This is a genomic window from Streptomyces roseus, assembly GCF_001044425.1.
Lineage (GTDB): Bacteria > Actinomycetota > Actinomycetes > Streptomycetales > Streptomycetaceae > Streptomyces > Streptomyces roseus.
On sequence record NZ_LFML01000029.1, the window covers coordinates 73,989 to 98,215 of the forward strand.

The 24,227-nt window shown below is 73.4% G+C and carries 24 protein-coding genes, 1 pseudogene and 1 riboswitch; of the genes and pseudogenes, 12 read left to right on the forward strand and 13 right to left on the reverse strand.

Annotated elements, in window-relative coordinates; genetic code table 11:
• The first annotated feature begins 40 nt into the window (after positions 1-40).
• Together ACS04_RS07545 and ACS04_RS07550 are read left to right on the forward strand one after the other, a co-directional pair.
• The gene (locus ACS04_RS07545; RefSeq protein WP_048475749.1) at positions 41-934 is read left to right on the forward strand and encodes an aminoglycoside phosphotransferase family protein; all 894 of its coding nucleotides are present in this window, start codon (positions 41-43) and stop codon (positions 932-934) included.
• Positions 935-964: 30 nt separating this feature from the next.
• Positions 965-1,444 carry a GNAT family N-acetyltransferase gene (locus tag ACS04_RS07550; protein WP_048475750.1) on the forward strand — a complete coding sequence of 160 codons (480 nt, stop codon included), beginning with the start codon at positions 965-967 and terminating at the stop codon, positions 1,442-1,444.
• A 125-nt stretch (positions 1,445-1,569) separates the two neighbouring features.
• Here ACS04_RS07550 and ACS04_RS07555 read toward each other — a convergent pair whose 3' ends face one another.
• Positions 1,570-2,076 carry an FBP domain-containing protein gene (locus ACS04_RS07555; RefSeq protein ID WP_048475751.1) on the reverse strand — a complete coding sequence of 169 codons (507 nt, stop codon included), beginning with the start codon at positions 2,074-2,076 and terminating at the stop codon, positions 1,570-1,572.
• A 160-nt stretch (positions 2,077-2,236) separates the two neighbouring features.
• Positions 2,237-2,708 (reverse strand): annotated as a pseudogene (locus tag ACS04_RS36110) (alcohol dehydrogenase catalytic domain-containing protein); the annotation flags it as partial.
• 182 nt (positions 2,709-2,890) lie between these two features.
• On the opposite strand from ACS04_RS36110, the gene ACS04_RS07565 reads away from it, so the two are divergent.
• Entirely contained in the window at positions 2,891-3,574 is a 684-nt protein-coding gene (locus ACS04_RS07565) for a pentapeptide repeat-containing protein (protein ID WP_078864524.1), read from the forward strand.
• A 21-nt stretch (positions 3,575-3,595) separates the two neighbouring features.
• On the opposite strand, the gene ACS04_RS07570 is transcribed toward ACS04_RS07565, so the two are convergent.
• The 3 genes from ACS04_RS07570 to ACS04_RS07580 all read right to left on the reverse strand — a co-directional run bounded on the left by ACS04_RS07570 (position 3,596) and on the right by ACS04_RS07580 (position 6,030).
• The gene (locus ACS04_RS07570) at positions 3,596-4,099 is read right to left on the reverse strand and encodes a hypothetical protein (RefSeq protein ID WP_048475814.1); all 504 of its coding nucleotides are present in this window, start codon (positions 4,097-4,099) and stop codon (positions 3,596-3,598) included.
• Positions 4,100-4,264: 165 nt separating this feature from the next.
• Entirely contained in the window at positions 4,265-4,906 is a 642-nt protein-coding gene (locus ACS04_RS07575) for a response regulator (protein ID WP_048475753.1), read from the reverse strand.
• Positions 4,903-6,030, reverse strand: coding sequence for a sensor histidine kinase (locus ACS04_RS07580; RefSeq protein ID WP_245236313.1), 1,128 nt, complete (start codon positions 6,028-6,030; stop codon positions 4,903-4,905). The genes ACS04_RS07575 and ACS04_RS07580 overlap by 4 nt, the downstream gene beginning before the upstream one ends.
• Positions 6,031-6,395: 365 nt before the next feature.
• On the opposite strand from ACS04_RS07580, the gene ACS04_RS07585 reads away from it, so the two are divergent.
• Together ACS04_RS07585 and ACS04_RS07590 are read left to right on the forward strand one after the other, a co-directional pair.
• Complete coding sequence (locus tag ACS04_RS07585; protein ID WP_048475755.1) at positions 6,396-6,962, forward strand: GlcG/HbpS family heme-binding protein; 567 nt, start codon at positions 6,396-6,398, stop codon at positions 6,960-6,962.
• A gap of 42 nt (positions 6,963-7,004) precedes the next feature.
• Entirely contained in the window at positions 7,005-8,429 is a 1,425-nt protein-coding gene (locus ACS04_RS07590; RefSeq protein ID WP_048475756.1) for a M1 family metallopeptidase, read from the forward strand.
• Positions 8,430-8,445: 16 nt separating this feature from the next.
• On the opposite strand, the gene ACS04_RS07595 is transcribed toward ACS04_RS07590, so the two are convergent.
• The gene (locus ACS04_RS07595) at positions 8,446-8,967 is read right to left on the reverse strand and encodes a GNAT family N-acetyltransferase (protein WP_048475757.1); all 522 of its coding nucleotides are present in this window, start codon (positions 8,965-8,967) and stop codon (positions 8,446-8,448) included.
• Positions 8,968-9,042: 75 nt separating this feature from the next.
• Entirely contained in the window at positions 9,043-9,618 is a 576-nt protein-coding gene (locus ACS04_RS07600) for a TerD family protein (RefSeq protein WP_048475758.1), read from the reverse strand.
• A gap of 190 nt (positions 9,619-9,808) precedes the next feature.
• On the opposite strand from ACS04_RS07600, the gene arfB reads away from it, so the two are divergent.
• Complete coding sequence (arfB, locus tag ACS04_RS07605) at positions 9,809-10,234, forward strand: alternative ribosome rescue aminoacyl-tRNA hydrolase ArfB (RefSeq protein WP_048475759.1); 426 nt, start codon at positions 9,809-9,811, stop codon at positions 10,232-10,234.
• 54 nt (positions 10,235-10,288) lie between these two features.
• On the opposite strand, the gene ACS04_RS07610 is transcribed toward arfB, so the two are convergent.
• On the reverse strand, positions 10,289-10,858 hold the full coding sequence (locus ACS04_RS07610; protein WP_078864527.1) for a flavin reductase family protein: 570 nt from the start codon (positions 10,856-10,858) through the stop codon (positions 10,289-10,291).
• A 303-nt stretch (positions 10,859-11,161) separates the two neighbouring features.
• On the opposite strand from ACS04_RS07610, the gene cdgB reads away from it, so the two are divergent.
• Both cdgB and ACS04_RS07620 read left to right on the forward strand, forming a co-directional pair.
• On the forward strand, positions 11,162-12,931 hold the full coding sequence (cdgB, locus tag ACS04_RS07615) for a diguanylate cyclase CdgB (RefSeq protein ID WP_048475761.1): 1,770 nt from the start codon (positions 11,162-11,164) through the stop codon (positions 12,929-12,931).
• 68 nt (positions 12,932-12,999) lie between these two features.
• Entirely contained in the window at positions 13,000-14,025 is a 1,026-nt protein-coding gene (locus ACS04_RS07620; RefSeq protein WP_048475762.1) for a CBM35 domain-containing protein, read from the forward strand.
• Between the two features lie 24 nt (positions 14,026-14,049).
• On the opposite strand, the gene ACS04_RS07625 is transcribed toward ACS04_RS07620, so the two are convergent.
• From ACS04_RS07625 to ACS04_RS07635, 3 genes are all read right to left on the reverse strand, one after another.
• A complete protein-coding gene (locus ACS04_RS07625; protein WP_048475763.1) occupies positions 14,050-14,967 on the reverse strand; it encodes a 1-phosphofructokinase family hexose kinase in 918 nt (305 codons plus the stop codon).
• 117 nt (positions 14,968-15,084) lie between these two features.
• Positions 15,085-16,236, reverse strand: coding sequence for an N-acetylglucosamine-6-phosphate deacetylase (nagA, locus tag ACS04_RS07630; RefSeq protein ID WP_048475764.1), 1,152 nt, complete (start codon positions 16,234-16,236; stop codon positions 15,085-15,087).
• On the reverse strand, positions 16,236-17,168 hold the full coding sequence (locus tag ACS04_RS07635; RefSeq protein WP_048475815.1) for an ROK family protein: 933 nt from the start codon (positions 17,166-17,168) through the stop codon (positions 16,236-16,238). Before ACS04_RS07635 ends, nagA begins: the two co-directional genes overlap by 1 nt.
• 211 nt (positions 17,169-17,379) lie before the next feature.
• Between ACS04_RS07635 and ACS04_RS07640 the strand changes: the two genes are divergently transcribed.
• The 3 genes from ACS04_RS07640 to otsB all read left to right on the forward strand — a co-directional run bounded on the left by ACS04_RS07640 (position 17,380) and on the right by otsB (position 19,977).
• The gene (locus ACS04_RS07640; protein ID WP_245236314.1) at positions 17,380-18,681 is read left to right on the forward strand and encodes an extracellular solute-binding protein; all 1,302 of its coding nucleotides are present in this window, start codon (positions 17,380-17,382) and stop codon (positions 18,679-18,681) included.
• Between the two features lie 112 nt (positions 18,682-18,793).
• Complete coding sequence (locus tag ACS04_RS07645; protein WP_048475765.1) at positions 18,794-19,030, forward strand: DUF3263 domain-containing protein; 237 nt, start codon at positions 18,794-18,796, stop codon at positions 19,028-19,030.
• A gap of 98 nt (positions 19,031-19,128) precedes the next feature.
• Positions 19,129-19,977: a trehalose-phosphatase gene (gene otsB, locus ACS04_RS07650; protein WP_048475766.1), complete on the forward strand. Its 849-nt coding sequence runs from the start codon at positions 19,129-19,131 to the stop codon at positions 19,975-19,977.
• Between the two features lie 100 nt (positions 19,978-20,077).
• Here the strand turns inward: otsB and ACS04_RS07655 are convergent, their stop codons facing one another.
• Both ACS04_RS07655 and ACS04_RS07660 read right to left on the reverse strand, forming a co-directional pair.
• Entirely contained in the window at positions 20,078-21,538 is a 1,461-nt protein-coding gene (locus ACS04_RS07655) for an alpha,alpha-trehalose-phosphate synthase (UDP-forming) (RefSeq protein WP_048475767.1), read from the reverse strand.
• A gap of 45 nt (positions 21,539-21,583) precedes the next feature.
• Positions 21,584-22,561, reverse strand: a complete 978-nt coding sequence (locus ACS04_RS07660; RefSeq protein ID WP_048475817.1) for a glucosyl-3-phosphoglycerate synthase — start codon at positions 22,559-22,561, stop codon at positions 21,584-21,586.
• Positions 22,562-22,767: 206 nt separating this feature from the next.
• A riboswitch (SAM riboswitch) is annotated at positions 22,768-22,917 on the forward strand.
• Positions 22,918-22,934: 17 nt separating this feature from the next.
• On the opposite strand from ACS04_RS07660, the gene thrC reads away from it, so the two are divergent.
• Positions 22,935-24,209, forward strand: coding sequence for a threonine synthase (gene thrC, locus ACS04_RS07665; RefSeq protein ID WP_048475768.1), 1,275 nt, complete (start codon positions 22,935-22,937; stop codon positions 24,207-24,209).
• Positions 24,210-24,227 lie beyond the last annotated feature (18 nt).

Sequence of the window (24,227 nt, forward strand, 5' to 3'; positions counted from 1 at the left end):
TGGGAGGGCGTCGGCATCGGCGGTGCGGCAGCCTGGGGGCATGGTCGAGATTCCGGACGGGCTGGTACGGGCGCAGATCGGGTACGAGGGGCACGCGGGGCGGGAGTTCATCGCCGGGCTGCCCGCGCGGGTGGCGGAGTTCCTGGAGCGGTGGGACCTGCGGCGCACCGGGCCCGGGATGCACGGGGTGACGGCCCTGGTGCTGCCGGTGGAGCGGGCGGACGGGTCGGCGGCGGTGCTGAAGCTCGGGCTGGTGGACGAGGAGAGCGCGGGGGAGCCGCTCGCGCTGCGCGCGTGGGACGGGCGGGGCTGCGTACGGCTGCTGGCGCATGACGCGGCGACCGGCGCGTTGTTGCTGGAGCGGCTGGACGAGCGGCGGCCCCTCTCGGAGCTGGCGGAGCGTGATGCGCGGCGGGCGGTGCGGGTGGTGGGGGAGCTGCTGGCGCGGCTCACGCAGGTGCGGGCGCCGGCCGGGGTGCGGGGGCTCGGGGATGTGGCGGCGGGGATGCTGGAATCCGTGCCGGCGGCGCTGGAGCGGGTGGCGCCCGGGCGGGCGCGGGGGCTGGTGGCCGACTGCGCGGTGGCGCTGGCGGAGGTGGCGGGCGAGCCCGGGGACCGTCTGCTGCACTGGGACCTGCACTACGGCAACGTCCTGGCGGGCGGGCGGGAACCGTGGCTGGCGATCGATCCGAAGCCGTTGGCGGGGGATTCGGGTTTCGAGCTGTTGCCGGCGATCCGCAACGCGTTCGCGGCGGACGAGGTGCGGTGGCGGTTCGACGCGCTGACGGCGGCGCTGGGCCTGGACCGGGATCGGGCGCGGGCGTGGACGCTGGGGCGGGTGCTGCAGAACTGCTTGTGGGACGTGGAGGAGGGGGAGCGGGAGCTCGACGAGGAGCAGCTGGTGGTGGCGGAGGTGCTGCTGGGCCGGCGGTGACGGTCTTCGGGGGGTGTCTAGGCTGCCGGCATGATCCGTAGCGCTGTTGTCGAAGACGTTCCCGTCATCCACGCCATGATCCGCGAGCTCGCGGAGTACGAGAAGGTGCCGCACGAGGCGCGGGCCACGCCGGAGCAGTTGCGGGAGGCGCTGTTCGGGGAGCGGCCGGCGGCGTTCGCGCACATCGCGGAGACGCAGGACGGTGAGGCCGTCGGGTTCTCGGTGTGGTTCCTGAACTTCTCGACGTGGCGCGGGGTGCACGGGATCTATCTGGAGGACCTGTACGTGCGGCCGGGCGTGCGCGGCGGCGGGTACGGGAAGGCGCTGCTGGCGGAGCTGGCGCGGATCTGCGTGGAGCGCGGGTACGAGCGCCTGGAGTGGGCGGTGTTGAAGTGGAACGCGCCGACGATCGCTTTCTACGAGTCCCTGGGGGCGCGGCCGCAGGACGAGTGGTCCGTGTACCGGCTGACGGATGAGCCGTTGGAGCGGCTGGGTGCGGCGCGGGGCTGAGCGCGGGACCGGGTGCGAGGGCCGGCGCGGCCCCTGCGTGACCCCGTGCGAGCCGGCGCGGCCCGGCGCGGGGCCGTGGGCGCCGCGCCGGGCCGGTAGGGGCTCGGTGGTGGTTCGGTGGCCGGTCAGGCCGCCGTGATCTTCGCCGTGAAGGAGTCGAGGTTCGCGAGGGTGCGCTCGACCTTCTCGGGGAGGGTCAGGGTCTCCTCGTACCGGCCGGCGCGCAGCTTCGGCTGTCGCTTGCCCCTGACGTAGAGGGAGCAGGCGAGGTCGGCGCAGACGTAGATGCCGACGGTGTTGCCCTCGCGGCCGCGGGCTCCGGCGAGGGGCGCGACCAGGAGGGAGACACCGGAGGCGGCGTGGCCGGTGAGGCAGATCTGGCAGACGCTGGACTTGAGGGCGCTGGTGCGGCTCGTACCGGGGACGCGCAAGGTGATGCCGACGGGGGTGCCGTCCGCGTCCCGGCGTACGAGGTGGGCGCGCAGGGGGGCGCCGGGGTCCACCCAGCCGAGGAAGTCGAGGTCCTCCCAGGGGGTTTCGCCGAAGTCCAGTGGGAGTCTGAGGCGTGCGGCCTCGCCCTTCGTGCAGTTCACGAAGGAGGAACGGATCTGTTTTTCGGTGAGCGGGTCCACGTGGGTGGACGGTACGTGGGGGTACGGACCGCTGTCATCCGATATTGCAGGCGGGGGTCCGGGTGATTCGGGGGCTCAGGGTTCCAGGGGATGGCGCGGGCGGTGTGGCGGGCGCGGTCGGCGTCGGAGAGGGGGATGGGCCCGGCGGACCGGCCGAAGACGAGAGGGTGATGACGGTGGCGCCGGCGGTCGGGGCGTACTGGACGAGGAGGGTGCCGATGCCGCCGGGCGGTGCGGCCGGTGCCGATCATGGCGACGGCCTGGGCGGGGTCGAGGCCGGGCGGTACGGGGTGCAGGCGGTCGGCGTCGGCGACGGCGTACTCGGCGTAGCCCCCGGGCGCGAGGCCGAGGTGGACGACGACGTGGCGGCCGAGCCAGGCGGGGTCGGTGCCGGGGCCGAGGGCGTCCACGGTGCCGGCGACTTCGCGGCCGGGGATGGTGGGGAGCTCGGGGAGGGGATGGACGGGGCTGTGCACGCCCTGGCGCAGGGCGGTGTCGAGGAGGTGGACTCCGGCGGCGACGGCGATGCGGACCTGGCCGGGGCCGGGGCCGGGGCCGGGTACGGGGGTTTCGGTGCGCTCGTGGACGAGGTTCTGGGCGGGGCCGAAGGCGTGGAGGCGGATGGCGCGCATGGTCTGCGGGGTCTGCCGGGACTGCGGGGTCTGCCGGGTCTGCGGGGCCTGTGTGGTGTTCATGGCGGCAGGCTGTGGCCTCAAGCGTGGTTGAGGTCAAGGGGCGCGTGCCGTGTGCCGGTGGGAGTCGTGGGCGGGCGTCGTCGGCGGGCGTTGTCAGTGGGGCGGGGGACGATGGGGGGATGGCGCACAGGGATCAGCAGGGGCAGCGGGAGACGGTGAAGGCGGCGCGGCGGCCGGAGGTCCGGCTGCCGGAGCTGACCGCGTGGGAAGGCGGTGTGCTGGAGCCGGACGGGGACTACGACGGGGTGGAGTTCGCCGACCTGGATTTCGCGGGGCAGGAGGGCATCGGGGCCCGGTTCATGGACTGCGCGCTGCGGCGGTGCGCGCTGGACGGGGCGGGGCTGGCGAAGGCGCGGATCCTGGATTCGGTGCTGGAGGGGGTCCGGGGGGTGGGGACGGACCTGTCCGGGGCTTCACTGCGGGACGTGGAGCTGGTGGAGGCGCGGCTCGGCGGCGTGCAGTTGCACGGGGCCGTGCTGGAGCGGGTGGTCTTCCGCGGGGGCAAGATCGACTATCTGAACCTGCGGAAGGCACGGCTCAAGGACGTGGTCTTCGACGGGTGCGTGCTGGTGGAGGCGGACTTCGCGGGTGCGGCGCTGGAGCGGGTCGAGTTCCGCGGGTGTGCGCTGCGGGGGGCCGATCTCACGGGGGCGCGGATGGCGGACGTGGATCTGCGGGGGGCCGTGGAGCTGGACATCGCGCGCGGGGTGGGGGCGCTGGCCGGTGCGGTGATCAGCCCGTCCCAGCTGTTCGACCTGGCCCCGTCCCTGGCGGCCCAGCTGGGCTTGCGCGTCCTGTCCTGACCTCCGCGGCCGGGCCGGGGGCTACGCCGGGACGCGGGGGAAGCGGGACTGGAGGGTCCAGATGGTGGGGTTGTCGGCCAGGCTGTCGTGCATGTCGGTCAGGTCCGCGATCAGGTCGTGCAGGAAGTCGCGGGCCTCGCGGCGCAGCAGGCGGTGGCTGAAGGTCAGCGGTTCCTCCTCCGCCGGCATCCAGTCGGCCTCGATGTCCACCCAGCCGAAGCGCCGCTCGAAGAGCATGCGGTCGGTGGACTCGGTGAAGTCGAGTTCGGCGTACTGGCGGTTGGCGGAGCGGCTGCCGCGCGGGTCCTGGTCGAGCTGCTCGACGATGTCGCACAGCGCCCAGGCGAAGTCCAGTACGGGCACCCATCCCCAGGCTGTGGACACTTCCCGGTCCTTGACGGTGTCCGCGAGGTAGACGTCCCCGCAGAACAGGTCGTGGCGCAGGGAGTGGACGTCCGCCGAGCGGTAGTCGGTCTGCGGGGGGTCCGGGAAGCGCCGGGAGAGGGAGTAGCCGATGTCGAGCACGTACCCGATGGTGTCACGGGTACGGGCCCGTGGTGTCACGGGTGCGGCCCGGTGGTGTGACCGGTGTGCGGCCCTTCCCGTCCCGGCGGTGGCGTCGGCGGGCCGCGGCCGTGACGGGGGCCGTCACCGCCGTGGCCGTCGGGGCGGGGACGGCCACGGCGGGGGTCAGGGGAGCAGGCGCTGTTCCTTGGCCACCGCGACCGCCCCCGCCCGGGTGTCCACGCCGAGTTTGTCGTAGATGCGGCCCAGGTGGGTCTTGACCGTGGCCTCGCTGATGAACAGGGCCCGGGCGATGTCGCGGTTGCCCAGACCGCGCGCCAGCTGGCCCAGGATGTCCAGTTCGCGGTCGGTCAGCGTCGGGCGCGAGCCCCGCATGTGGGCCATCACCCGGCTCGCCACCGGCGGGGAGAGCGTGGTGCGGCCCGCCGCCGCCGAGTGGATCGCCGCGAACAGCTCCTCCGGGCGCTCCGCCTTCAGCAGGTACCCCGTGGCGCCCGCCGCGATGGCCCGGGTGACGTCCGCGTCGGTGTCGTACGTCGTCAGGACCAGGACGTGCGGCGGCTCGGGCACCGCGGTGATGCGGCGCGTCGCCTCGACCCCGTCGATGCCCTCGCCCAGCTGGAGGTCCATCAGCACCACGTCCGGGCGCAGCTTCGCCGCCAGCGCCACGGCCTCTTCCCCGCTGCCCGCCTCGCCGAGCACCTCGATGTCCGGCGCGCTGCCCAGCAGCGCCAGCAGGCCCGCGCGGACCACCGCGTGGTCGTCGCAGAGCAGGATCGTGGTCATCGGGCCGGTTCGGGTCGTCATGCGGGGGGCTCCAGGGGGATGGCCGCGGAGAGGACGGTGCCCTCGCCGGGGGTGGATTCGAGGGCGAGGGTGCCGCCGAGCTGGCGGACGCGGGCGCGCATCGCCGGGAGCCCGTGCCCGCGGTCCCCGGCCGCGGCGCGCGTGCCCGGCCGCGGCTCGGTGAAGCCGGCGCCGTCGTCGGCCACGTCCAGGACCACCTGGTCGCCCAGGAAGCTCAGGGTCAGGGCCGCGGTACGGGCGTGCGCGTGCTCCCGTACGTTGGCCAGCGCGCCCTGCGCGATCCGCAGCAGGGCCGACTGGACGCGGTCCGGCAGCGGGGCCGCGGCGCCCTCCAGGTGGAAGCGGACCTCGATGTCGGGGCCCGCGTCGAGCGCGCGCAGTGCGTCGGCGAGCCCGCCGCCCCCTTCGAGCTCGGGCGGGGCGAGGTCGTGGACGAGGCGGCGCGCCTCCGCCAGTCCGCGCGCCGCGATGCCGGTGGCGGTGCGCACGTGCGCGCGGGCGGTGGCCGGGTCGCTGTCCCAGGTGCGGTCCGCGGCCTGGAGCAGCATCTGCTGGCTGGACAGGTGCTGGGCGAGCGTGTCGTGGATCTCCATCGACAGCCGCTGCCGCTCGGCGAGGGTGCCCTCGCGCCGCTCGGTCGCGGCGAGCTCGCGCCGGGTGCGGATGAGGTCGTCGATCAGGGCGCGCTGGGAGGCGGCCTGGCGCTCCATGTGGACGAAGACGGCGGTGGCCAGGGCGGCGATGGCGGGCGGGGCCAGCAGCAGGTTGGGGTCGAACTCGCGCGAGAGCTTGAGCTGGGCCGCCACCACGAACACCGTCAGCAGGGCCACCAGTACGACGGCCGCGCGCGGCGGCAGCGTGCGCAGGGCGGTGAAGAAGAGGGGGACGGCGCACCAGGCGAAGCTGGGCGCGAGGACCACGAGCACCACCCAGACCGCCACCACCAGCCCGAGCCAGAGCAGCCGGCGCACGGTGGGCGCGGCCCCGAGCGCGGGACCGAGTACGTACAGCAGGGCCAGCGCGATGCTGAGGACGATGATCCACGGGGTGCTGGGGGAGCCCGGGTGGCGCAGCAGGAAGCGGGCCACCGAGGCGCCGAGGAGCAGGAAGAACGCCGTGTGCATGACGGCTCCCAGGGCCCGGGTGCCGGCCTTCCCGGAAACACCTGCCGCACCCGGCGCACCCGCCGCACCCCCCGTACCCGGAGCTTCCGGGGCCTGTGGCGGTACGCGGCTCACGTGACTCACTGCGGCTCCCGGGTCGGTGTCTGGCTCCTCCATCGTGCCTGGTCGTACGCGATGGCGCCGACCAGCCAATCCGCACCCGTACCCGCTCCGCATCCACCGATCGGTCGACCCCCGGGTCAGCCGGTGCGGCAGCCGCCGCGAGCCGGTACGGGGACGGCCGGGGCCGGGTGCGGCCCCAGGCTGGGAGCAGCGGAACGAGCCGATGTACTCGGTCCCAGCCGACGCACCCAGGAGCAGCAGACATGAACATCCGCACCCGCGTTCTCACCGGTACCGCCCTCGCCGTCGCGCTCGGCGCCGGGACCTTCGGCGCGGTCAGCGCCAGCGCCGCGCAGGCCGAGAGCGCCCCGGCCGCCGCTGCCGCCGCCACCGCGAAGAAGGACGGCGGGGCGGAGGAGAAGAACTTCACCACCACGACCCACCTCACCATCGACGCCGCCACCCGCGCCGCGCAGGCCGCGCTGGACGCCGCGGAGCAGGAGAACCAGAAGGTGACGGTCGCGGTCGTGGACCGTAACGGCAACACCCTCGTCACCCTGCGCGGCGACGGCGCGGGCCCGCAGTCCTACGAGTCGGCGCAGCGCAAGGCCTTCACGGCCGTGTCCTGGAACGCCCCGACCTCGGTGCTCGCGGGCCGTCTCGCCCAGACCCCGAACCTGAAGGACATCCCCGGCACCCTGTTCCTCGGCGGCGGCACCCCGGTGCAGGCCAAGGGCGCCCCGGTCGCAGGCATCGGCGTGGCCGGCGCCCCGAGCGGGGACCTGGACGAGAAGTTCGCGAAGGCCGGCGCCGACTCCCTGGCGAAGTAGGACCCCCGGGGCAAGCCGTCGGGCCCGCATAGGATCGGGCGCGTGGACCACCGCCGCGCGCTCTCCCGCCTCACCGCCGCCGCCCCCGCAGCCGCCGCTGCCGCCCTGCTCGCCCTCACCACGGCGTGTACGGCGGGCACGGTGCAGGGGCGGCCGGGTGCGTCGGGGCTGCGCGACCCTTACTTCCCCAAGGCGGGCAACGGCGGCTACCAGATCGAGCACTACGACCTGGACCTCGACTACGACCCCGCCGACAGGGAGTTGAACGCCACCGCCGTCATCACGGCGCGCGCCGGACAGGCCCTCAGCTCCTTCAACCTCGACCTCGCGGGCCTGAAGGTCGAGAGCGTCACGGTGCAGGGCGAGGAGGCCCGGTTCAACCGGACCGGCCGGGAGCTGACGGTGCGTCCCGCGAAGGACCTCAAGAAGGGCGAGGTCTTCCGCGCGGAGATCGACTACCGCGGTGAGCCCCGGCCCATCGTGGACGCGGACGGTTCCAAGGAGGGCTGGATCACCACCGCCGACGGGGCGGTCGGGGTCGGCGAGCCGATCGGTTCGATGGCCTGGTTCCCCGGGAACCACCACCCCAGCGACAAGGCCGCGTACGACATCACCCTGACCGTGCCCAAGGGGTACGAGGCGGTCTCGAACGGCGAGTTGGCCTCCCGGACCGACACCGGCGGCGGGCGCACGCAGTTCGTGTGGCACGACCGGGCGCCGATGGCGAGCTACCTGGCGGTCGCGGCGATCGGGAAGTTCAAGGTGACCACCGGCCGGACCCCCTCGGGGGTCGCCCTGTACGAGGCCGTCGCGCCCGCCGAGGCGGCGGCCAGTGCCCCGGCGCTCGCGAAGCTGCCGGAGATCGTGGAGTGGGGCAGCCGCCGGTTCGGCCCGTACCCCTTCGGGACGGCCGGGGCGATCGTGCTGCCGGCCGAGTCCCTCACGTACGCGCTGGAGACGCAGACCAAACCCGTCTTCTCCGGTGCGCCCGACGAGGACCTCCTGTTGCACGAGACGGCCCACCAGTGGTTCGGCGACTCCGTGTCGCCGAAGTCCTGGAAGGACATGTGGCTCAACGAGGGCTTCGCGACCTACGCCGAATGGCTGTGGTCCGAGGACCACGGCGGGACCACCGCCCAGCAGCACTTCGACGCCTACCTCAAGGGCGACACGAGCGTGGACGACGACGCGGGCGGGGACTGGGCCGCCTTCCCGCCCGCCGCCCCGCCCGGCGCCGAGGACATCTCCGGGATGCCGGTGTACGTGCGGGGCGCGATGGTCCTCCAGCGGATCCGGCAGGAGGTCGGCGACGAGAAGTTCTTCGCCCTGCTGCGCGGCTGGGCCACCGACCACGAGTACGGGAACGCGAGCACGGCCGACTTCACCGCGTACGCGGAGCGCTCGACCGGCCGCGACCTGAAGAAGGTCTGGGACGTGTGGCTGTACGGGGAAGGCCGGCCGAAGTAGCGCCGGGCGCCTCCGCTCAGGTCCGCAGGTCCTTGCGCATCACGGTGCAGTCGCGGCCGCGCTCCCGCTCCCGGGAGCGGCGCAGGGCGGTGTAGCCCTGCGCCCGCCAGAACGCCATGCCGGCCTGGTTGTCGTCCAGTACGGCGAGCCGCAGGCCGGTGCGGCCGGCGGCGCGGAAGCGCTCCTCGACGAGGCCGGCGACGGCGCTGCCGTACCCCTCGCGGTGCGCGGTGGCGTCGATGAGCAGCAGGCCGATCCAGGGGTCCGGATCGCCGGAGGACGGGTCCGGATGGTGCGCGAGGGTGGCGGCCAGGCCGACCAGCCGGCCGGCGGAGCGGGCCAGGAGCACCTCGGCGCCGTCGTGGGCGAGTTCGTCGGCGAGGGCCGCCGCAACCTGTTCGACGGTGATGCGGCCCGGGTCGGGGAAGTCTCCGCTGAGCTCGAAGAAGGCGCGGTTGGTCGCGTAGAGCACCGAGATCTCGGTGAGGACCGGGCCCGGCAGGGCGCCGTCCACGGCAGTGAGCGGTTGCAGGATCACCTGCCGAACCGTAGCGAAGCCCGCTGCCCGGACGGCCGGGGAGGGGGCTTCGCCGCGGCGGTGTCGCCGGGGTCCTCAGACGTTGACGCCGAAGTCCTGGGCGATGCCGGTCAGGCCGGAGGCGTAACCCTGGCCGACCGCGCGGAACTTCCACTCGGCGCCGTTGCGGTAGAGCTCGCCGAAGACCATGGCGGTCTCGGTGGCCGCGTCCTCGGAGAGGTCGTAGCGGGCGATCTCGGCGCCGCCGGCCTGGTTCACGACGCGGATGTACGCGTTGCGGACCTGGCCGAAGTTCTGGCTGCGGGCGTCGGCGTCGTAGATCGAGACCGGGAAGACGATCTTGTCCACGTCGGCCGCGAGGGCGGCGAGGTTGACGTTGATGGACTCGTCGTCGCCGGAGCCCTCGCCGGTGCGGTTGTCACCGGTGTGGACGATGCTCTGGTCCGGGGTGGACTTGTTGTTGAAGAAGACGAAGTGACCGTCGGAGACGACCTTGCCCGCGGCGTTGACCGCGATGGCGGAGGCGTCCAGGTCGAAGTCGACACCGGTCGTCGTACGGACGTCCCAGCCGAGGCCGACCGTGACGGCGCTGAGGCCGGGGGCCTCCTTCGTGAGCGAGACGTTGCCGCCCTTGGACAGGCTTACTGCCATTTTGACTGGTGTCCCTTCGTCTTCAGATGGCCGCGAGATCGTGGCCAAGGTACCGCTGACCTTCATAACGCGGGGAGGGGGCCGGGAGGTTCCACGCGGGCGGATCCGGGACGCGGTACGGGCGGATCCGGGACGCGATACGCCGTGAAATACGGGTGACGGGCGCCCGGCGGGGCGCGATCATAGGGGCATGCCTGGTCCCTATGTCATCCGCGGTTCGGTCGCGCTCCCCGAGGCGGAGCTCGCCTGGCGCTTCTCGCGGTCCTCCGGGCCGGGCGGGCAGCACGTGAACACCTCGGATTCGCGCGTGGAGCTGCTCTTCGACGTGGCGGCCACCAAGTCCCTGCCGGACGTGTGGAAGGAGCGGGCGCTGGAGCGGCTCGCCGGCCGGCTCGTGGACGGGGTGGTGACCGTACGGGCCTCGGAGCACCGGTCGCAGTTCCGCAACCGGGAGATGGCGCTGGTACGGATGGCGTCACTGCTCGCCGAGGCCACCGCCCCGCCGCCCAAGGCGCGCCGCGCGACGAAGATCCCCCGGGGGATCAACGAGCGGCGGCTGCGCGAGAAGAAGGCCCGCGCCGAGACGAAGCGCGGCCGCACCGGCCGCGACTGGTAGGGGCCGGTGCGCTCTCCCGGGAACCGGCAGGGGCCGCGGCGCCCGGAGGCGGCCTCAGGGCGCCAGGTGGCGGTAGCGGCCGCGGAAGTACGTCAGCGGCGGGGAGTCGGGGGAGGGCAGCGCCGCGGTCAGGACGCGGCCGATGACCAGGGTGTGGTCGCCCGCCTCGACGCGGTTCTCCGTACGGCATTCGAGGGTGGCCAGGGCGCCCGTCAGCAGCGGGGCCCCCGAGACCTCCCCGCGCCCGTAGGGCAGGTCCGCGAAGAGGAGCCGGTCGCTGATGCGGTTCTTCATGGAGAAGCGGCTCGCCACCTGCACCTGGTGGTCCGCGAGGACCGAGACCGCCCACAGCGGCTGTTCCGCCAGGAGGTCGTCCATCCGTGACCCCTCGCGGAGGCTGACCAGCACCAGCGGGGGGTCCAGGGACACGGACATGAAGGCGGTCGCCGTCATGCCGACGTCCTCGCCGTCCGGGCCGGCCGGCGTCAGGGGCGGCTCGTGCGCGGTGATCAGGCACACGCCCGCCGCCAGCCGGGACATCGCGGCACGGAACTCGTCGTTGCTCACGCCCTCAGGATGAGGGGTGGCGGGGATCGGCGTGGGTACGGGGGTCGTCTTCGGCACGTTCGAAACGCTAGTCCCGCCCACCCGCACCGCGCATCGGGCCCGAGTCCGAGCCGCGTCCCCGCCCCTTGGCCTAGGCCGAGGCGTATCGTTTGCTCCCGGGAAGGCGGGGGAGCGCTCCCAGGTGACAGGGACCCCATCTGCCACCTTTGTTCATCTCATGTGACTTGAGTCACAGAGGGCAAGATTTGTTGACCCTGTGTACCTGGCGCACAGCTCACTGTGATTCAGTGGACAGGACACCGCAACGAAACGCCGATGACAAACCTGGAGTTGCTGTCGAGGTCTCGGGGAGAGCGAGCAATGGAGACCGAGTCGGAGCCGTACGTCCGTCTTGCGACCCTGCGGCAGCTCCACCAGGTGGTGGCCGAGCTCAACACGGCCAGGAGCCTGGCGGACACCCTGCAGACCGTCGTGGACGGCATCGTCGTGGGCCTCGGCTACGAACTCGCCTGTGTCAACCTCGTACGCCCCGACGGGGATCTCGTCGTCGCCGCCTTCGCCGGTGACCCCGCCGCAGAGGCCCTCATCACGGGCCGCGTCGGCTCCCGCGCCTCCTGGGAGCGCCGCCTGACGATGGGTGAGAGCTGGGACGGGCTCCGCTTCATCCCGCACACCGAGGGCTGGGTCCTCCTGGAGGACGACGTGCCCCAGTGGCACACGGACGGCCCCGATCCGCGCTTCGCCGACGAGTGGCACCCCGAGGACCGTCTCTACGCCCCCATGTACGCGTCCGGCGGGGAACTTCTGGGTGTCATTTCGGTGGACAGACCGCGCAACGGGCGGCGCCCCGGCGCCTGGGGGCGCGAGGCGCTGCAGATGTACGCCTTCCAAGCGGCGATTGCGATCAGCAACGCACGGCTGCGCGCGAACATGCAGCGGGCCCTGGTCCGGCTGGAGCGCGAGCAGCAGGCACTGCGCGCCAGCGAGGAGTCGTTCCGCCAGGCCTTCGAGTACGCACCCAGCGGCATGGCGATCGCCGAGATGGGCGGGGACCAGCACGGGCGGCTGCTGCGCACCAACGACGCGCTGTGCCGGCTGCTGGGCCGGCCCGCGTCCGTGCTGCGCCGGTACTCCTTCTCCGACCTGGTCCACCCGGAGGACATCGGGACCCTGCTGCGGACCTCCGCCGAGGGCGGGCGGGCCGAGCTGAGGCTCGCGCGGCGCGACGGCACGTACGTATGGGTCTCGCTGCGCAACTCCGTCGTCGCGGACGCCGCCGACGGGCCGCGGTTCCTGCTCACGCACGTCGAGGACATCGAGGAGCGCAAGCGCCACGAGCTCCAGCTCGCCCACCGGGCCAGCCACGACTCGCTGACGGGCCTGCCCAACAGCGCCGAGCTGCGCTCGCGCCTCGGGGCGCGGCTGTGCCGCAGGCCGCAGTCGGTCCGCGCCACCGCCGTGGAAGCGCTCGACGCGGCGTACGAGGGGCACGGGGCGCACGCCGGTCACGGGGCCCACGCCGGGCACGGGGCGTACGCGGGCGGGGCGGTCGAGGCGGGTGGTGCCGTCGGGGAGCACGGCTTTCGGCCCGACGCCTACCCGGAGCCCTTCGAGTACCCCGGCGCCCCGGGGGTGCCCGCGCCGGGCGTGCCCGGCCCCGGCGGGCCCGGCGCGGGCCCGTACGACCACCACGTGCACGCGGTGGCGCCCGCGAGCGACGTCGACGACGGCACGAAGGGGCTGGCGGTCCTCTTCTGCGACCTCGACGGATTCAAGTCGATCAACGACCGGTTCGGGCACCACACGGGTGACGCGGTCCTGATCGAGGTGGCCCGGCGGCTGACGACCGGCGTCAGGGACGGTGACACCGTCGCCCGGCTGGGTGGTGACGAATTCGTCGTCCTCGCGGACGGGCTGGGCGCGGCCGACGCCGCGGACCTGGCCGTCCGGCTGCGCAACGCGATCATCCCGCCGATCCGGGTGGACGGCCGCGCGGTGCGCGTGGGCGCGAGTTTCGGCATCGGCTGGGCCAGCTGCGGCATGTCGGCCGACGAGGTGCTGCGCTCCGCCGACCAGCGGATGTACATCGAGAAGAGGTCCCGCTCCAAGGCGCACCGCCGGGCCGGCTGAGCCGATCGGCCGCCCGTGGGTGCACCTGTTCGGGGTAGGCTCCCGTGGGTCGAAAGGAGTGACCTGCGATGACGACGCCCGCGAACCACGGCCCGAACAGTGGGGCGAACAAGCCCGAGGACGACGATCCGTTCGGCTATCTCTACGCGGACGGCCAGGCCGCCGGAGCCACCCCGCCCGCGTCGGGCGGTGGATACGGCTACCCCGGCCCGACGGTCGGTGGGCAGCCCGGCGTGCAGCCCGGTGTCCCCCGTACCTCGTACAACCAGGTGCGCACGGTCGGTGAGCGGACGTACGGCGGCCAGCGCGGCGCCCAGGTTCCGCCCCAGCAGCAGCCGGCCTACCAGGCCCAGTACCAGGCCCCGGAAGCCCTCCAGGCGGGCGGCTACGGTGTTCCGCCGCAGCAGGGGCAGACCACCACCACGTCGGCGATGCCCGCGCCGGGCGGACACGGCGGCGGCAGCGGAGGCGGCGGTTCCAGCCGCAAGGGCATGCTCATAGCGGCCGTCGCGGTGGTCGCCGCGGTCGCGATCGGCATCGGTGCGGCCGTGGCCTTCGGCGACAAGGGCGACGACAAGAAGGACAAGGGCAACGCGGCGGGCGGGCAGCCGTCCGCGCAGCCGCAGAACTCCTCGTCGGCCGATCCGAGTCCCTCGCAGTCCCCGGAGGCCCCGCTGCCCAAGGCGGACGCCTCGGGCGCGGGCATGTCCCTGACGGGCGGCGCGCACCTGGAGGCCACGATCCCGGGCGCGAAGAGCGCGGGCGGCCAGTACGTGGGTGGGCTGAACGCTCCCGGTGCGGCGGCGACTTGGAACGTGGACGTGGCCAAGGCGGGCCAGTACAAGCTGAAGATGGTCTACGGGGTGCCGGGCAAGGACGCCAGCACCACCCTGACCGTCAACGGCGAGGCGCAGTCCCGGCCCGTCAACATGAAGAACTTCTCCGGGGCCAAGCCGGGCGAGTGGGACAAGGGCTGGACGAACACCTGGTCGCTCGTCACGCTCAAGCAGGGCACGAACACGATCAAGGTCTCGTGTGAGGCCGGCAACCAGTGCGATGTCGCCCTCGACCAGCTCTGGCTTGAGAAGGGCTGATCCCGGTCCCGGCTCCGGCCGCGCCTAGCGTGCCGTCAGCTTCACCGACCCCCGTACCTCCTCGTAGGTGCGGGGGTCGAAGTCTCCCGCCGTCGGGGCGTGGACCGTGGCCGCCGAGAGAGCTACCGCGCGGGTCAGGCGGGCCGGCCAGTCCAGGCCCTCCGTGAGGGCCGACAGGAGGCCCGCGACGGCGGAGTCACCGGCTCCGGTCGGGTTGCCCTTCAGGGCGCGCGGCGGGGCGGCCTGCCAGGTGCCCTGAGGGGTGGCGGCCAGGAGCCCGCCGGGGCCGAGCGAGGTCACCACGGCGTGCGCGCCGCGGCGGCGGGCGTCGCGGGTGGCCTGGAGCGGTTCGCGGGAGCCGGTCAGCTCGGCGAGCTCGGCGGCGTTCGGCTTGATCATCTCGGGCCGGGCGGCGACCCCGCGGCGCAGGGCCTCGCCGCTGGTGTCCAGGAGCACCGGGACCCCGGCCGCGCGGGCCGCCCGTACGAGCACCGCGTACGCGCCCACCGGCACGCCCGGCGGGAGGCTGCCGCACAGGGCCACCGCGGCCGCCCCGGCCAGCAGTTCCCCGTAGCGGTCGAGGAAGGCGGCCCATTCCGCGGAACCGATCGGCGGACCCGGCTCGTTGAACTGCGTGGTGTCGCCCGAGGCCTCGTCGACCACGGCCACGGTGCGCCGGGTGGTGCCCGCGCAGGGGATCAGTGCGTCCGTCAGCCGCGGGGTGCCGGCGAGCAGTTCGCGTACGGCGGCGCCGGTGCGCCCGCCCGCGAAGCCGGTCGCGGTGACCTCGTGTCCGAGCGCGGCCAGGACGCGGGCGACGTTGAGGCCCTTGCCGCCGGGCCGCTCGCTCACGGCGGTGACCCGGTGCGAGGTGTGCGGAATCAGCTTGGGTACGCGGTGGGTGACGTCGAGTGCGGTGTTGAGCGTCACGGTGAGGATCATGGCAGGCCCCGGTCTCGGTGTGTGCCGGGATCATGCCAAACGGCAGTGCGGGCGGCCCAGTCCCCCGGGCCGCCCGCCACCCTCCGTACCTGCACGGACCAGCGTCCCGGGCCGTCCTCAGAGCGTCGGGTCCACGATCCACTCGCCGCGCCGCATGACGCCCTTGACGTCGAACGCGGCGTCCAGGACGACCAGGTCGGCGTACTTGCCCGGCTCCAGCGAACCGACCTCGTCGTACAGGCCGATCAGCTTGGCCGGATTGGCCGAGATCGCCTGCACCACGGACTCGACGGGCAGCTTGTCCAGGGTCACCGACCGCTTGAAGGCGGTGTCCAGGGTCAGGGTGGAGCCGGCGATCGAACCGCCCTCGACGAGGCGGGCCACGCCCTCCCTCACCTGGACCTCCAGCGGCCCGAGGTGGTAGATCCCGTCGCCGAAGCCGGCCGCGTCCATCGCGTCGGTGATCAGCGCCACCCGGTGCGCGCCCGCGTGGTGGAAGGCCAGTTCCAGCATCGCCGGGTGCAGGTGGGTGCCGTCGTTGATCAGCTCGACGGTGACCCGCTCGTCCTCCAGCAGGGCGGCGATCGGGCCGGGGGCGCGGTGCTCCATGCCCGGCATCGCGTTGTACAGGTGGGTGGCCACGGTCGCGCCCGCGTCGATGGCCTGGCGCGTCTGGTCGTACGTGGAGTCGGTGTGGCCGATCGCGGCGATGACCCCGTGCTCGGCCAGCAGCCGTACGGAGTCCAGGCCGCCCGGGAGCTCGGTGGCGAGGGTGAACATGCGGGCGGCGCCGTGCGCGGCGTCGATCAGCTTGCGGACCTCGGCCGGGTCGGGGTCGCGGAGCAGGTCCTCCTTGTGGGCGCCCTTGCGGCAGGGGTTGATGAACGGCCCCTCGAAGTGGATGCCGGCGATCTCGCCCGCCTGCGTCAGCTCGGCCAGCAGCCCGGCTCGGCGGGCCAGTTCGTCCAGGTCGCCGGTGACGGTGGAGGCGACGAGCGTGGTGGTGCCGTGCTCGCGGTGGGTCCGTACGCCCTTGAGGACCTCCTCGGCGGTGCCGGAGGTGAAGGAGGCGCCGCCGCCCCCGTGGTTGTGCATGTCCACGAAGCCGGGGACGAGCCAGTGCCCGGACAGGTCGACGATCCGCGCGCCCTCGCCGGCGCTGCCGGCGATGCGCTCGCCCTCGACGATGACGCGGCCGCCCGCCACGGTCCCGGTGGGCAGGACCACCCTGGCGCCGGAGAGAACGGTGCTGTGTGCGCTTCCGGACATCAGGCAGGTACCTCCGTGGCGAGTAGGTCCCAGGCGAGCAGCCCTGCGCCCAGGCATCCGGCGGTGTCCCCGAGGGCCGCCGGAACGATGTCGGGCAGCCGCTGGAACGTCACGCGCTCCTCGACGGCCGCCCGCAGTGGTGTGAACAAGGTTTCCCCCGCCTCCGCGAGCCCGCCACCGATGATCAGCGTGCGCGGGTCCAGCAGGGTGATCGCCGTGACCAGGCCGTCGGCGAGGGCGCCGACCGCGGCCAGCCACACCTCGCGGGCGCGTGCGTCGCCGGACTCCACGGCCTTGGCGCAGTCGGCGGCGTCGGCGGCCGGGTCGCCGGAGGCGGCGGCCCAGGCACGGCTGACGGCGGACGCGGAGGCGAGGGTCTCCAGGCAGCCGTACTGGCCGCAGCCGCAGGCGGGTCCGCCGGGGCGGACCACGATGTGGCCGATCTCGCCCGCGTAGCCGTGGGCGCCGGCCTCGATGCGGCCGGCGATGCCGATGGCGCCGGCGATGCCGGTGCCGAGGGGGACGAACAGGAAGCGGTCGGCGCCGCGGCCGGCGCCGATGCGGCCTTCGGCGAGTCCGCCCGTGCGGACGTCGTGGCCCAGGGCCACCGGGATGCCGCCGAGCCGTCCGCTGAGCAGCTCGCGCATGGGTACGTCGCGCCAGCCCAGGTTCGCCGCGTAGACGGCGATCCCGTTCCCGGCGTCGACGATGCCGGGGACGGCGACGCCGGCCGCGGCGGCGGGCGCGCCGAAGCGCTCGCGGCCGAGGGCGGAGAGTTCGGCGGCGAACTCCAGGATCGTCTCGACGACGGCGTCGGGGCCCCGGTCGCGGCCGGTGGCGCGGCGCGCTTCGTGGAGCAGCGCCCCGTCGTCGGCGATGAGGGCGGCCTTCATCCCGGTGCCGCCCACATCGAGGGCGATGACGTGTTTCACGGGTTTCACAGGTGACAGTCTCGCGTGCTCAGCGGGGAAAGGTCTAGTCCATTGGAGGGGATTGTTGAGCGGCCATACAAAATCGAACGTCCGGGTCGGGCGGCGGACCCCACGCCGTGCGCACCGGATGTGGACGAGGATGTGGACGAGCCGCCAAAGTGGTGTAGACCTTACGTGGATCGTACGTACAACAAGGGGTGGATCGAGAACTGTGAAGGGCCGTTACCTGCGCCTGGCCGCGACCGGCGCCGCGCTGAGCCTGACCGCCGCGGCACTGACCGGCTGCGGAACCGTGGCGAGTCTCACCGGGGACAACGAGGTGACCCTGCGGGTCGTGGCGGCCGACTACGGGGACAATCCGCAGAACTCCTCGGCGGGCTACTGGAAGGACCTCGCCGCGGGCTTCCGGAAGGACCACCCCGGGGTCAAGGTCGAGGTCAGCATCTACTCCTGGTCCGAGGTCGACGCCAAGGTCGCGGAGATGGTCAAGGCCGGCAAGGCCCCCGACATCGCGCAGATCGGCGCGTACGCCGACTACGCGGCCGCCGGCAAGCTGTACACGGCGGAGGAGCTGCTCTCCGTCAGCACCGAGGCCGACTTCCTCGCGCCGCTCGCGGACGCCGGCAAGATCCGGCGGGTCCAGTACGGGATGCCCTTCGTGGCCAGCACCCGCCTGCTCTTCTACAACGAGAAGCTGCTGACGGACGCCGGGGTGCTGCCGAAGGACGCCAAGGGCGGCTGGCAGCCCAAGAGCTGGGCCGACCTGGAGGCCGCGGCGAAGAAGCTCAAGGCCGCGGGCGTGGCCACGCCGTTCGCGCTGCCGCTGGGCCGCGAGGAGGCGCAGGCCGAGACGATGATGTGGATGCTCGCGGGCGGTGGCGGCTACACCGACAACGAAGAGGCGTACGCGATCGACTCCCCCGACAACGTCAAGACGTTCGAGTTCCTGCGCGACAAGATGGTCGGCCAGGGGCTGACCGGAGCGCTGGAACCGGCGAAGACGGACCGGCAGACCGCCTTCGACGCCTTCACGCGGGGCGAGGTCGGCATGCTCAACGGCCACCCGACGCTGCTGAAGCAGGCGGCCGAGAAGGGTGTGAAGTTCGGCATGGTGGCCATGCCGACCGAGGACGGCACCGAGCACCCGACGATGGGCGTCGCGGACTGGGTGATGGCCTTCAAGAACGGCCACCGCAAGGAGTCCGGGAAGTTCCTGGACTACCTGTACGAGGCCAAGAACGTGACGGCTTTCACCAACAAGTACGACCTGCTGCCGGTCACGACCACCGGCTACCGGGCGATGGACGCCAGCACGGGCGGCCCGGCCACGCAGCTCAAGACGTTCCTCCAGGCGCTGCCGAACGCACGGCTCTACCCGGTCGGCAAGAAGTCCTGGGCCGGGGTCAGCGAGGACGTCAAGCAGAACATCGGCAAGACCGTGCAGCCGGGCGGGCAGCCCGCGAAGGTCCTGGACGACATCGCGGAGAAGGCGCGCAAGGCGGACGCGCAGTAGCGGCGGGCGCCGGGGCGCCGGGGTGGACGCCGGGCGCCCCGGCCGGCGCGGGCGGGCGGCGGGCGGGCGGCGCGGCCCGGCCGCTGTCACCGGGCGGCGTTAATCTGGCCGTATGACGGACGACGTGGGGCTGACGGCCACCGAGGCCGCGGTGCTCGCGTACGAAGGACGCACCTGGCCCGGACCCGGAGCCAAGGAGCGGGCGATACGGGAAGGGCTGGGGATGACCCCGGTCCGCTACTACCAGCTGCTCAACGCGCTGATGGACGACCCGCGGGCGCTGGCCCACGCCCCCGGCACGGTCAACCGGCTCCGCCGCATCCGCGAGGCGCAGCGGGCCCGGCGCTGACGGCGGGACGCCGGGCGGGGGCCGTCGGCGGGGGCCCGGGAGACCGGGGGCGCCTCGCGCCGTAGCCGTGGCCCGGCGGGCCCGTTAGGGTCGTCCTCATGGGGAGCCGTCCGCACAGCCTGCCGATGCCCGTTACCGCCGCCGGACGGGAGGGACTCGAAGCCCTCCTCCGGGTGCCCCGCCGCAGCGTGGTCGCGCTCGACTTCGACGGCACCCTCGCCGAGATCGTCCCGGACCCGGACCAGGCGCGGGCCCACCCGGGGGCCGTCCCGGCGCTGTCCGCCCTGGCCCCGGAAGTCGCCTCGGTGGCCGTGATCACCGGCCGCCCGGCCGCGGTCGCGGTCCGCTACGGGGGCTTCGCGGGGGTCGAGGGCCTGGAGCACCTGGTGGTCCTCGGCCACTACGGCGCCGAACGCTGGGACGCCGTGACCGGCATCGTCCACGCCCCGGCCGAGCACCCGGGGGTGGCCGCCGTACGGGCGGAGCTGCCCGGGTTCCTGGACTCCATCGGCGCCTGGCGCGGTACCTGGATCGAGGAGAAGGGCCGAGCCCTGGCCGTGCACACCCGGCGGGCCGCGGATCCGGACGCGGCCTTCGCCGCGCTGCGCGAGCCGCTGGCCGAGCTGGCCGCGCGGCACGGGCTGATGGTGGAGCCGGGACGGGCGGTGCTGGAGCTGCGGCCGCCGGGGATGGACAAGGGCGTGGCGCTGACCGAGTACCTCGCGGAGACGGGCGCCGAGGCCGTCCTGTACGCGGGGGACGACCTGGGCGACCTCGCGGCGTACGCCGCCGTCGAGAAGCTGCGCACCGACGGCATGCCGGGGCTGCTGGTGGCCAGCGGCTCGGCGGAGGTACCCGAACTCGCGTCCCGCGCCGACCTGGTCCTGAACGGCCCGGCGGACGTGGTGGCCTTCCTGGCCGCTCTGGCCGAGGCCATCCGCGGCTGACGGCGCGGCCCCCCGGGCGGACGCAGCGGCCCCGGCCGAGCGGGCGACTCCTACCCGACGGGGGCTCCCCCCGCCCCCCGGCCCCGCGCGGCGGCAGCCGCTACGCGTCGCGCAGCGCGTCCAGCTGGGCCGTGAACCAGGCCGCCGGCGGGAGCGCGGTGGCCGCGGCGGCCAGGCGCTTGGTGCGCTCCAGCCGCTCGTCCGCCGGCATGGACAGCGCCGCGTGCAGGGCCTCGGCCGTCGCCGTCACGTCGTACGGGTTCACCGTCAGCGCGTCCTCGCGCAGCTCCTCGTACGCCCCCGCCCCGGTGGACAGCACCAGCGCGCACCCCGCCTCCGACACCACCGGGATCTCCTTCGCGACCAGGTTCATCCCGTCCCGCACCGGGTTGACCAGCGCCACGTCGGCCATCCGGTACGCCGCGAGCGAGCGCGCGAAGTCGTCCTCGACGGAGACCAGCACCGGCTGCCACTCGGGCGTGCCGAACTCCGCGTTGATCTCCGCCGCCAGGTCCCGCACCGACTGGGTGTAGGCCCGGTAGACCTCCAGGTCCTGGCGCGAGGGATAGGCCGAGGCCAGGTGGACCACCCGCTCCCGCCACTCGGGGTGGGAGATCAGCAGTTCCCGGTACGCCAGCAGCCCGCGCAGGACGTTCTTCGACAGCTCCGTGCGGTCCACGCGGACGATCGCCGCCCGGTCGCCCACCTCCGCCCGCAGCGCGGCGAGCTTGTCGTCGACGACCGGCCGGTGGGCGAGCGCGCGCAGGTCGTCCCCGTCCACGCCCAGCGGATACGCCCCCACGTCGGTGGTGCGCCGCTCCCCGAGCCGGCCGTCCGGGCCCATCGGGCGGTGGTGCACCCCGGGCGAGGAGTCCGAGGGCCAGAACGGGTCGGCGCACCCCCGTGCGTCGTCGCGGTCCGCGCCGCGCACGAACTCGCCCGCCCACGCGCGGGTGTGGAAGCCCAGCCGGTCGGCCCCGAGCATCCCCCACACCAGCTGCGAGCGGATGTCGTCGGGGAGCATCCCCAGGAAGTCCGGCGAGGCCCACGGGGTGTGCGTGAAGTGGCCGATCTTCAGGTCCGGGCGCAGTGCGCGCAGCTCACCGGGGACCAGCGCCAGGTGGTAGTCCTGTACGAGCACGACCGCGCCCTCGCCCGCCTCCTCGGCCAGCGCCACCGCGAAGGCGTGGTTGTAGGCGGCGTACGCCTCCCACTGCCGGCGGAACCGGGCGTCGAAGACCGGCTCGCGCGGGACGTCGTACAGGTGGTGGTGGGTGAACCAGAGCACCGAGTTCGCGATGCCGTTGTACGCGTCGTCGTACGTGGTGGGATCGATGTCCAGCATCCGGACGCCGGGCTCGGAAACGCCCCGGCGGACCGCCTCCCGGTCCGCGTCCGAGAGGGCCGCGCAGATCCACAGCGCCTCCGGCTGGCGGGCGAGGGCGGCGGAGAGGCCGGAGACGAGTCCGCCCCCGCCGCGCCGGGCCGTGAGGGCGCCGTCGTCGTCGAGTACGTAGGAGAGTGGGCCGCGGTTCGCTGCGACGAGTACCTGGGAAGCCATGCGGCGAACCTAGCCCGGGGTCCGCCCGCTCAAACGTCAGTTCCCTCACGCCACCCGTCGGCCGGAGTACTCCTTGACCCCGGCCATCGGCGGCCGCTCCTCGGTGTCCACCGGGTACGTCCGGGGCACGAACCCCTCCGGGGCGCGCTCGAACTGCGTCAGCTCCGGCCGTACGAGGTGGGCGCGCGAGAGCCGCAGCTGCGCCGTCCGGTAGATCGCCGCGGCCATGCGGCCCAGCGCCAGGCCGTCCTGGTGGCGGTGGAGCCGTACGCCCACGTCCACCTGGGCCAGCGCGTCCAGTCCGACGGTGTGCAGGGCGTCCACCAGCAGGCCGAGCTCGACCCCGTACCCGACGGGGAAGGGCAGGCGCTCCAGCAGGGACCGGCGCACCGCGTACTCGCCGCCCAGCGGCTGGACGAACCCGGCCAGCTGCGGCCAGTGGAGGTTGAGAAGGGGGCGGGCGACGAGCTCGGTGACCCGGCCGCCCTGGCCCGGCGCCTTGCCAAAGGCGCCTTCGCCGGATTCCGCGCCCAGCGGGCGGTCGTACATCGCCTTGACGAACTGCACGTCCGGCTCGGTCAGCAGCGGGCCCACGATCCCGGAGACGAAGGCGGACGAGAAGTCCCGCAGGTCCGCGTCGACGAAGCAGACGACGTCCCCGGTGGTCGCCAGCAGCGAGCGCCACAGCACCTCGCCCTTGCCGTGCACGGCCGGGATCCGCGGCAGGATCTCGTCGCGGTGCACCACCCGGGCGCCGGCCTTCGCGGCCACCTCGGCGGTCCGGTCGGTGGAGCCCGAGTCGATCACGAGCAGTTCGTCGACCAGCGGCAGCGGCAGTCCGTCGATCAGATCGCGTCGGATCACCTCGACGATCGCCCCGACCGTCTCCTCCTCGTCGAGCGCGGGCAGGACCACGCTGACCGTGGTGCCCGCCGCCCGTTTGGCGGCCAGCAGCTGGTCGAGCGGTCGGTCGGCCGCGGACCAGGAGCGGTCCGCGAACCAGCGCTCCACCTCTTCCAGCACCTTCAGCACTCCCTGGTCGTCCGTAAGCAGTCCGACACCCCTCGGCGGTTTCGGCCGAAAAGTGATCCATCTCGCGGTTCGGACGGCTGTCTCAACCGCCCGGACCTTCGGTTACAGTCTTGAACAACGCGAAGGACCACCGCATGCCGGGGGTCCCCGCGCACAAACGCCCGGACGCGCATCCCGCGCGCAACCCGGTGCCATACCGCTCATCCAGAGGGGCAGAGGGACACGGCCCGTTGAAGCCCCGGCAACCCTCCAGTCGGTTCTCGCGATCGCTTGCGGCAGCGAGGTCCCCGGCTAGGGAAGGTGCCAATTCCGTCTCATGGCGAAGTGCGCCATGGGGAAGATGAGGAGAAAGGGCCTCGCCATCATGGCTGCACAGACTGTTGCCACCTCTGTCGATCTCGGACCTGCCACCGGCCTCTCGTGTCGTGAGTGCGGTACCCGTTTCGAACTCGGACCCATCTTCGCCTGCGTCGAGTGCTTCGGTCCGCTGGAAGTCGCCTACGACCTCCCGACCGGCGACCCCGAAGCGCTGCGCGCGGCGATCGAGGCCGGCCCGAACAACATCTGGCGCTACGCCCCGCTGCTGCCCGTCCCCGCGGACGTGGCCTCCAAGCCCAGCCTGAACCCCGGCTTCACCAAGCTCGTGGACGCGGCCAACCTGGCCAAGGAGCTCGGCTTCACCGGCAAGCTGTACGTCAAGGACGACTCCGGCAACCCGACGCACTCCTTCAAGGACCGCGTCGTCGCCATCGCCGTCGAGGCCGCCCGCGCCTTCGGCTTCACCACCCTGTCCTGCTCCTCCACCGGCAACCTGGCCGGCGCCGTCGGCGCCGCGGCCGCCCGGGCCGGCTTCCGCTCCTGCGTGTTCATCCCGCACGACCTGGAGCAGGGCAAGGTCGTCATGGCCGGCGTGTACGGCGGCGACCTCGTCGGCATCGAGGGCAACTACGACGACGTCAACCGCTTCTGCTCCGAGCTCATCGGCGACCCGCTGGGCGAGGGCTGGGGCTTCGTCAACGTCAACCTGCGGCCGTACTACGGCGAGGGCTCCAAGACCCTCGCCTACGAGATCTGCGAACAGCTCGGCTGGCAGCTGCCCGACCAGATCGTGATCCCGATCGCGTCCGGCTCGCAGCTGACGAAGATCGACAAGGGCCTGCAGGAGCTGATCAGGCTCGGGCTCGTCGAGGACAAGCCGTACAAGATCTTCGGCGCGCAGGCCGAGGGCTGCTCCCCGGTCTCCACCGCCTTCAAGGCCGGCCACGACGTGGTCCGCCCGCAGAAGCCGAACACCATCGCCAAGTCGCTCGCCATCGGCAACCCGGCCGACGGCCCGTACGTCCTGGACATCGCCCGCCGGACGGGCGGCTACGTCGAGGACGTCACCGACGAGCAGGTCGTCGAGGCCATCAAGATCCTCGCGCAGACCGAGGGCATCTTCGCCGAGACCGCGGGCGGCGTGACCGTCGGCGTGACCAGGAAGCTCATCGAGAACGGGCAGCTCGACCCGGCGCTGACCACGGTGGTCCTCAACACCGGTGACGGCCTCAAGACCCTGGAGGCGGTGGCCGCGGACAGCGGGCAGACCGCCACCATCCGCCCGAGCCTGGACGCGTTCCGCGCCGCCGGCCTGGCCTGACCCCCACACCTCGCTTCC

Bases quoted from the DNA above. Each gene is read 5' to 3' on its own strand.
- ACS04_RS07545 (WP_048475749.1), top strand. From the start codon at position 41: ATGGTCGAGATTCCGGACGGGCTGGTACGGGCGCAGATCGGGTACGAG.
- ACS04_RS07550 (WP_048475750.1), top strand. From the start codon at position 965: ATGATCCGTAGCGCTGTTGTCGAAGACGTTCCCGTCATCCACGCCATG.
- ACS04_RS07565 (WP_078864524.1), top strand. From the start codon at position 2,891: ATGGCGCACAGGGATCAGCAGGGGCAGCGGGAGACGGTGAAGGCGGCG.
- ACS04_RS07575 (WP_048475753.1), bottom strand. From the start codon at position 4,906: ATGACGACCCGAACCGGCCCGATGACCACGATCCTGCTCTGCGACGAC.
- ACS04_RS07580 (WP_245236313.1), bottom strand. From the start codon at position 6,030: ATGCACACGGCGTTCTTCCTGCTCCTCGGCGCCTCGGTGGCCCGCTTC.
- ACS04_RS07585 (WP_048475755.1), top strand. From the start codon at position 6,396: ATGAACATCCGCACCCGCGTTCTCACCGGTACCGCCCTCGCCGTCGCG.
- ACS04_RS07600 (WP_048475758.1), bottom strand. From the start codon at position 9,618: ATGGCAGTAAGCCTGTCCAAGGGCGGCAACGTCTCGCTCACGAAGGAG.
- arfB (WP_048475759.1), top strand. From the start codon at position 9,809: ATGCCTGGTCCCTATGTCATCCGCGGTTCGGTCGCGCTCCCCGAGGCG.
- cdgB (WP_048475761.1), top strand. From the start codon at position 11,162: ATGGAGACCGAGTCGGAGCCGTACGTCCGTCTTGCGACCCTGCGGCAG.
- ACS04_RS07620 (WP_048475762.1), top strand. From the start codon at position 13,000: ATGACGACGCCCGCGAACCACGGCCCGAACAGTGGGGCGAACAAGCCC.
- ACS04_RS07625 (WP_048475763.1), bottom strand. From the start codon at position 14,967: ATGATCCTCACCGTGACGCTCAACACCGCACTCGACGTCACCCACCGC.
- nagA (WP_048475764.1), bottom strand. From the start codon at position 16,236: ATGTCCGGAAGCGCACACAGCACCGTTCTCTCCGGCGCCAGGGTGGTC.
- ACS04_RS07645 (WP_048475765.1), top strand. From the start codon at position 18,794: ATGACGGACGACGTGGGGCTGACGGCCACCGAGGCCGCGGTGCTCGCG.
- otsB (WP_048475766.1), top strand. From the start codon at position 19,129: ATGGGGAGCCGTCCGCACAGCCTGCCGATGCCCGTTACCGCCGCCGGA.
- ACS04_RS07655 (WP_048475767.1), bottom strand. From the start codon at position 21,538: ATGGCTTCCCAGGTACTCGTCGCAGCGAACCGCGGCCCACTCTCCTAC.
- thrC (WP_048475768.1), top strand. From the start codon at position 22,935: ATGGCTGCACAGACTGTTGCCACCTCTGTCGATCTCGGACCTGCCACC.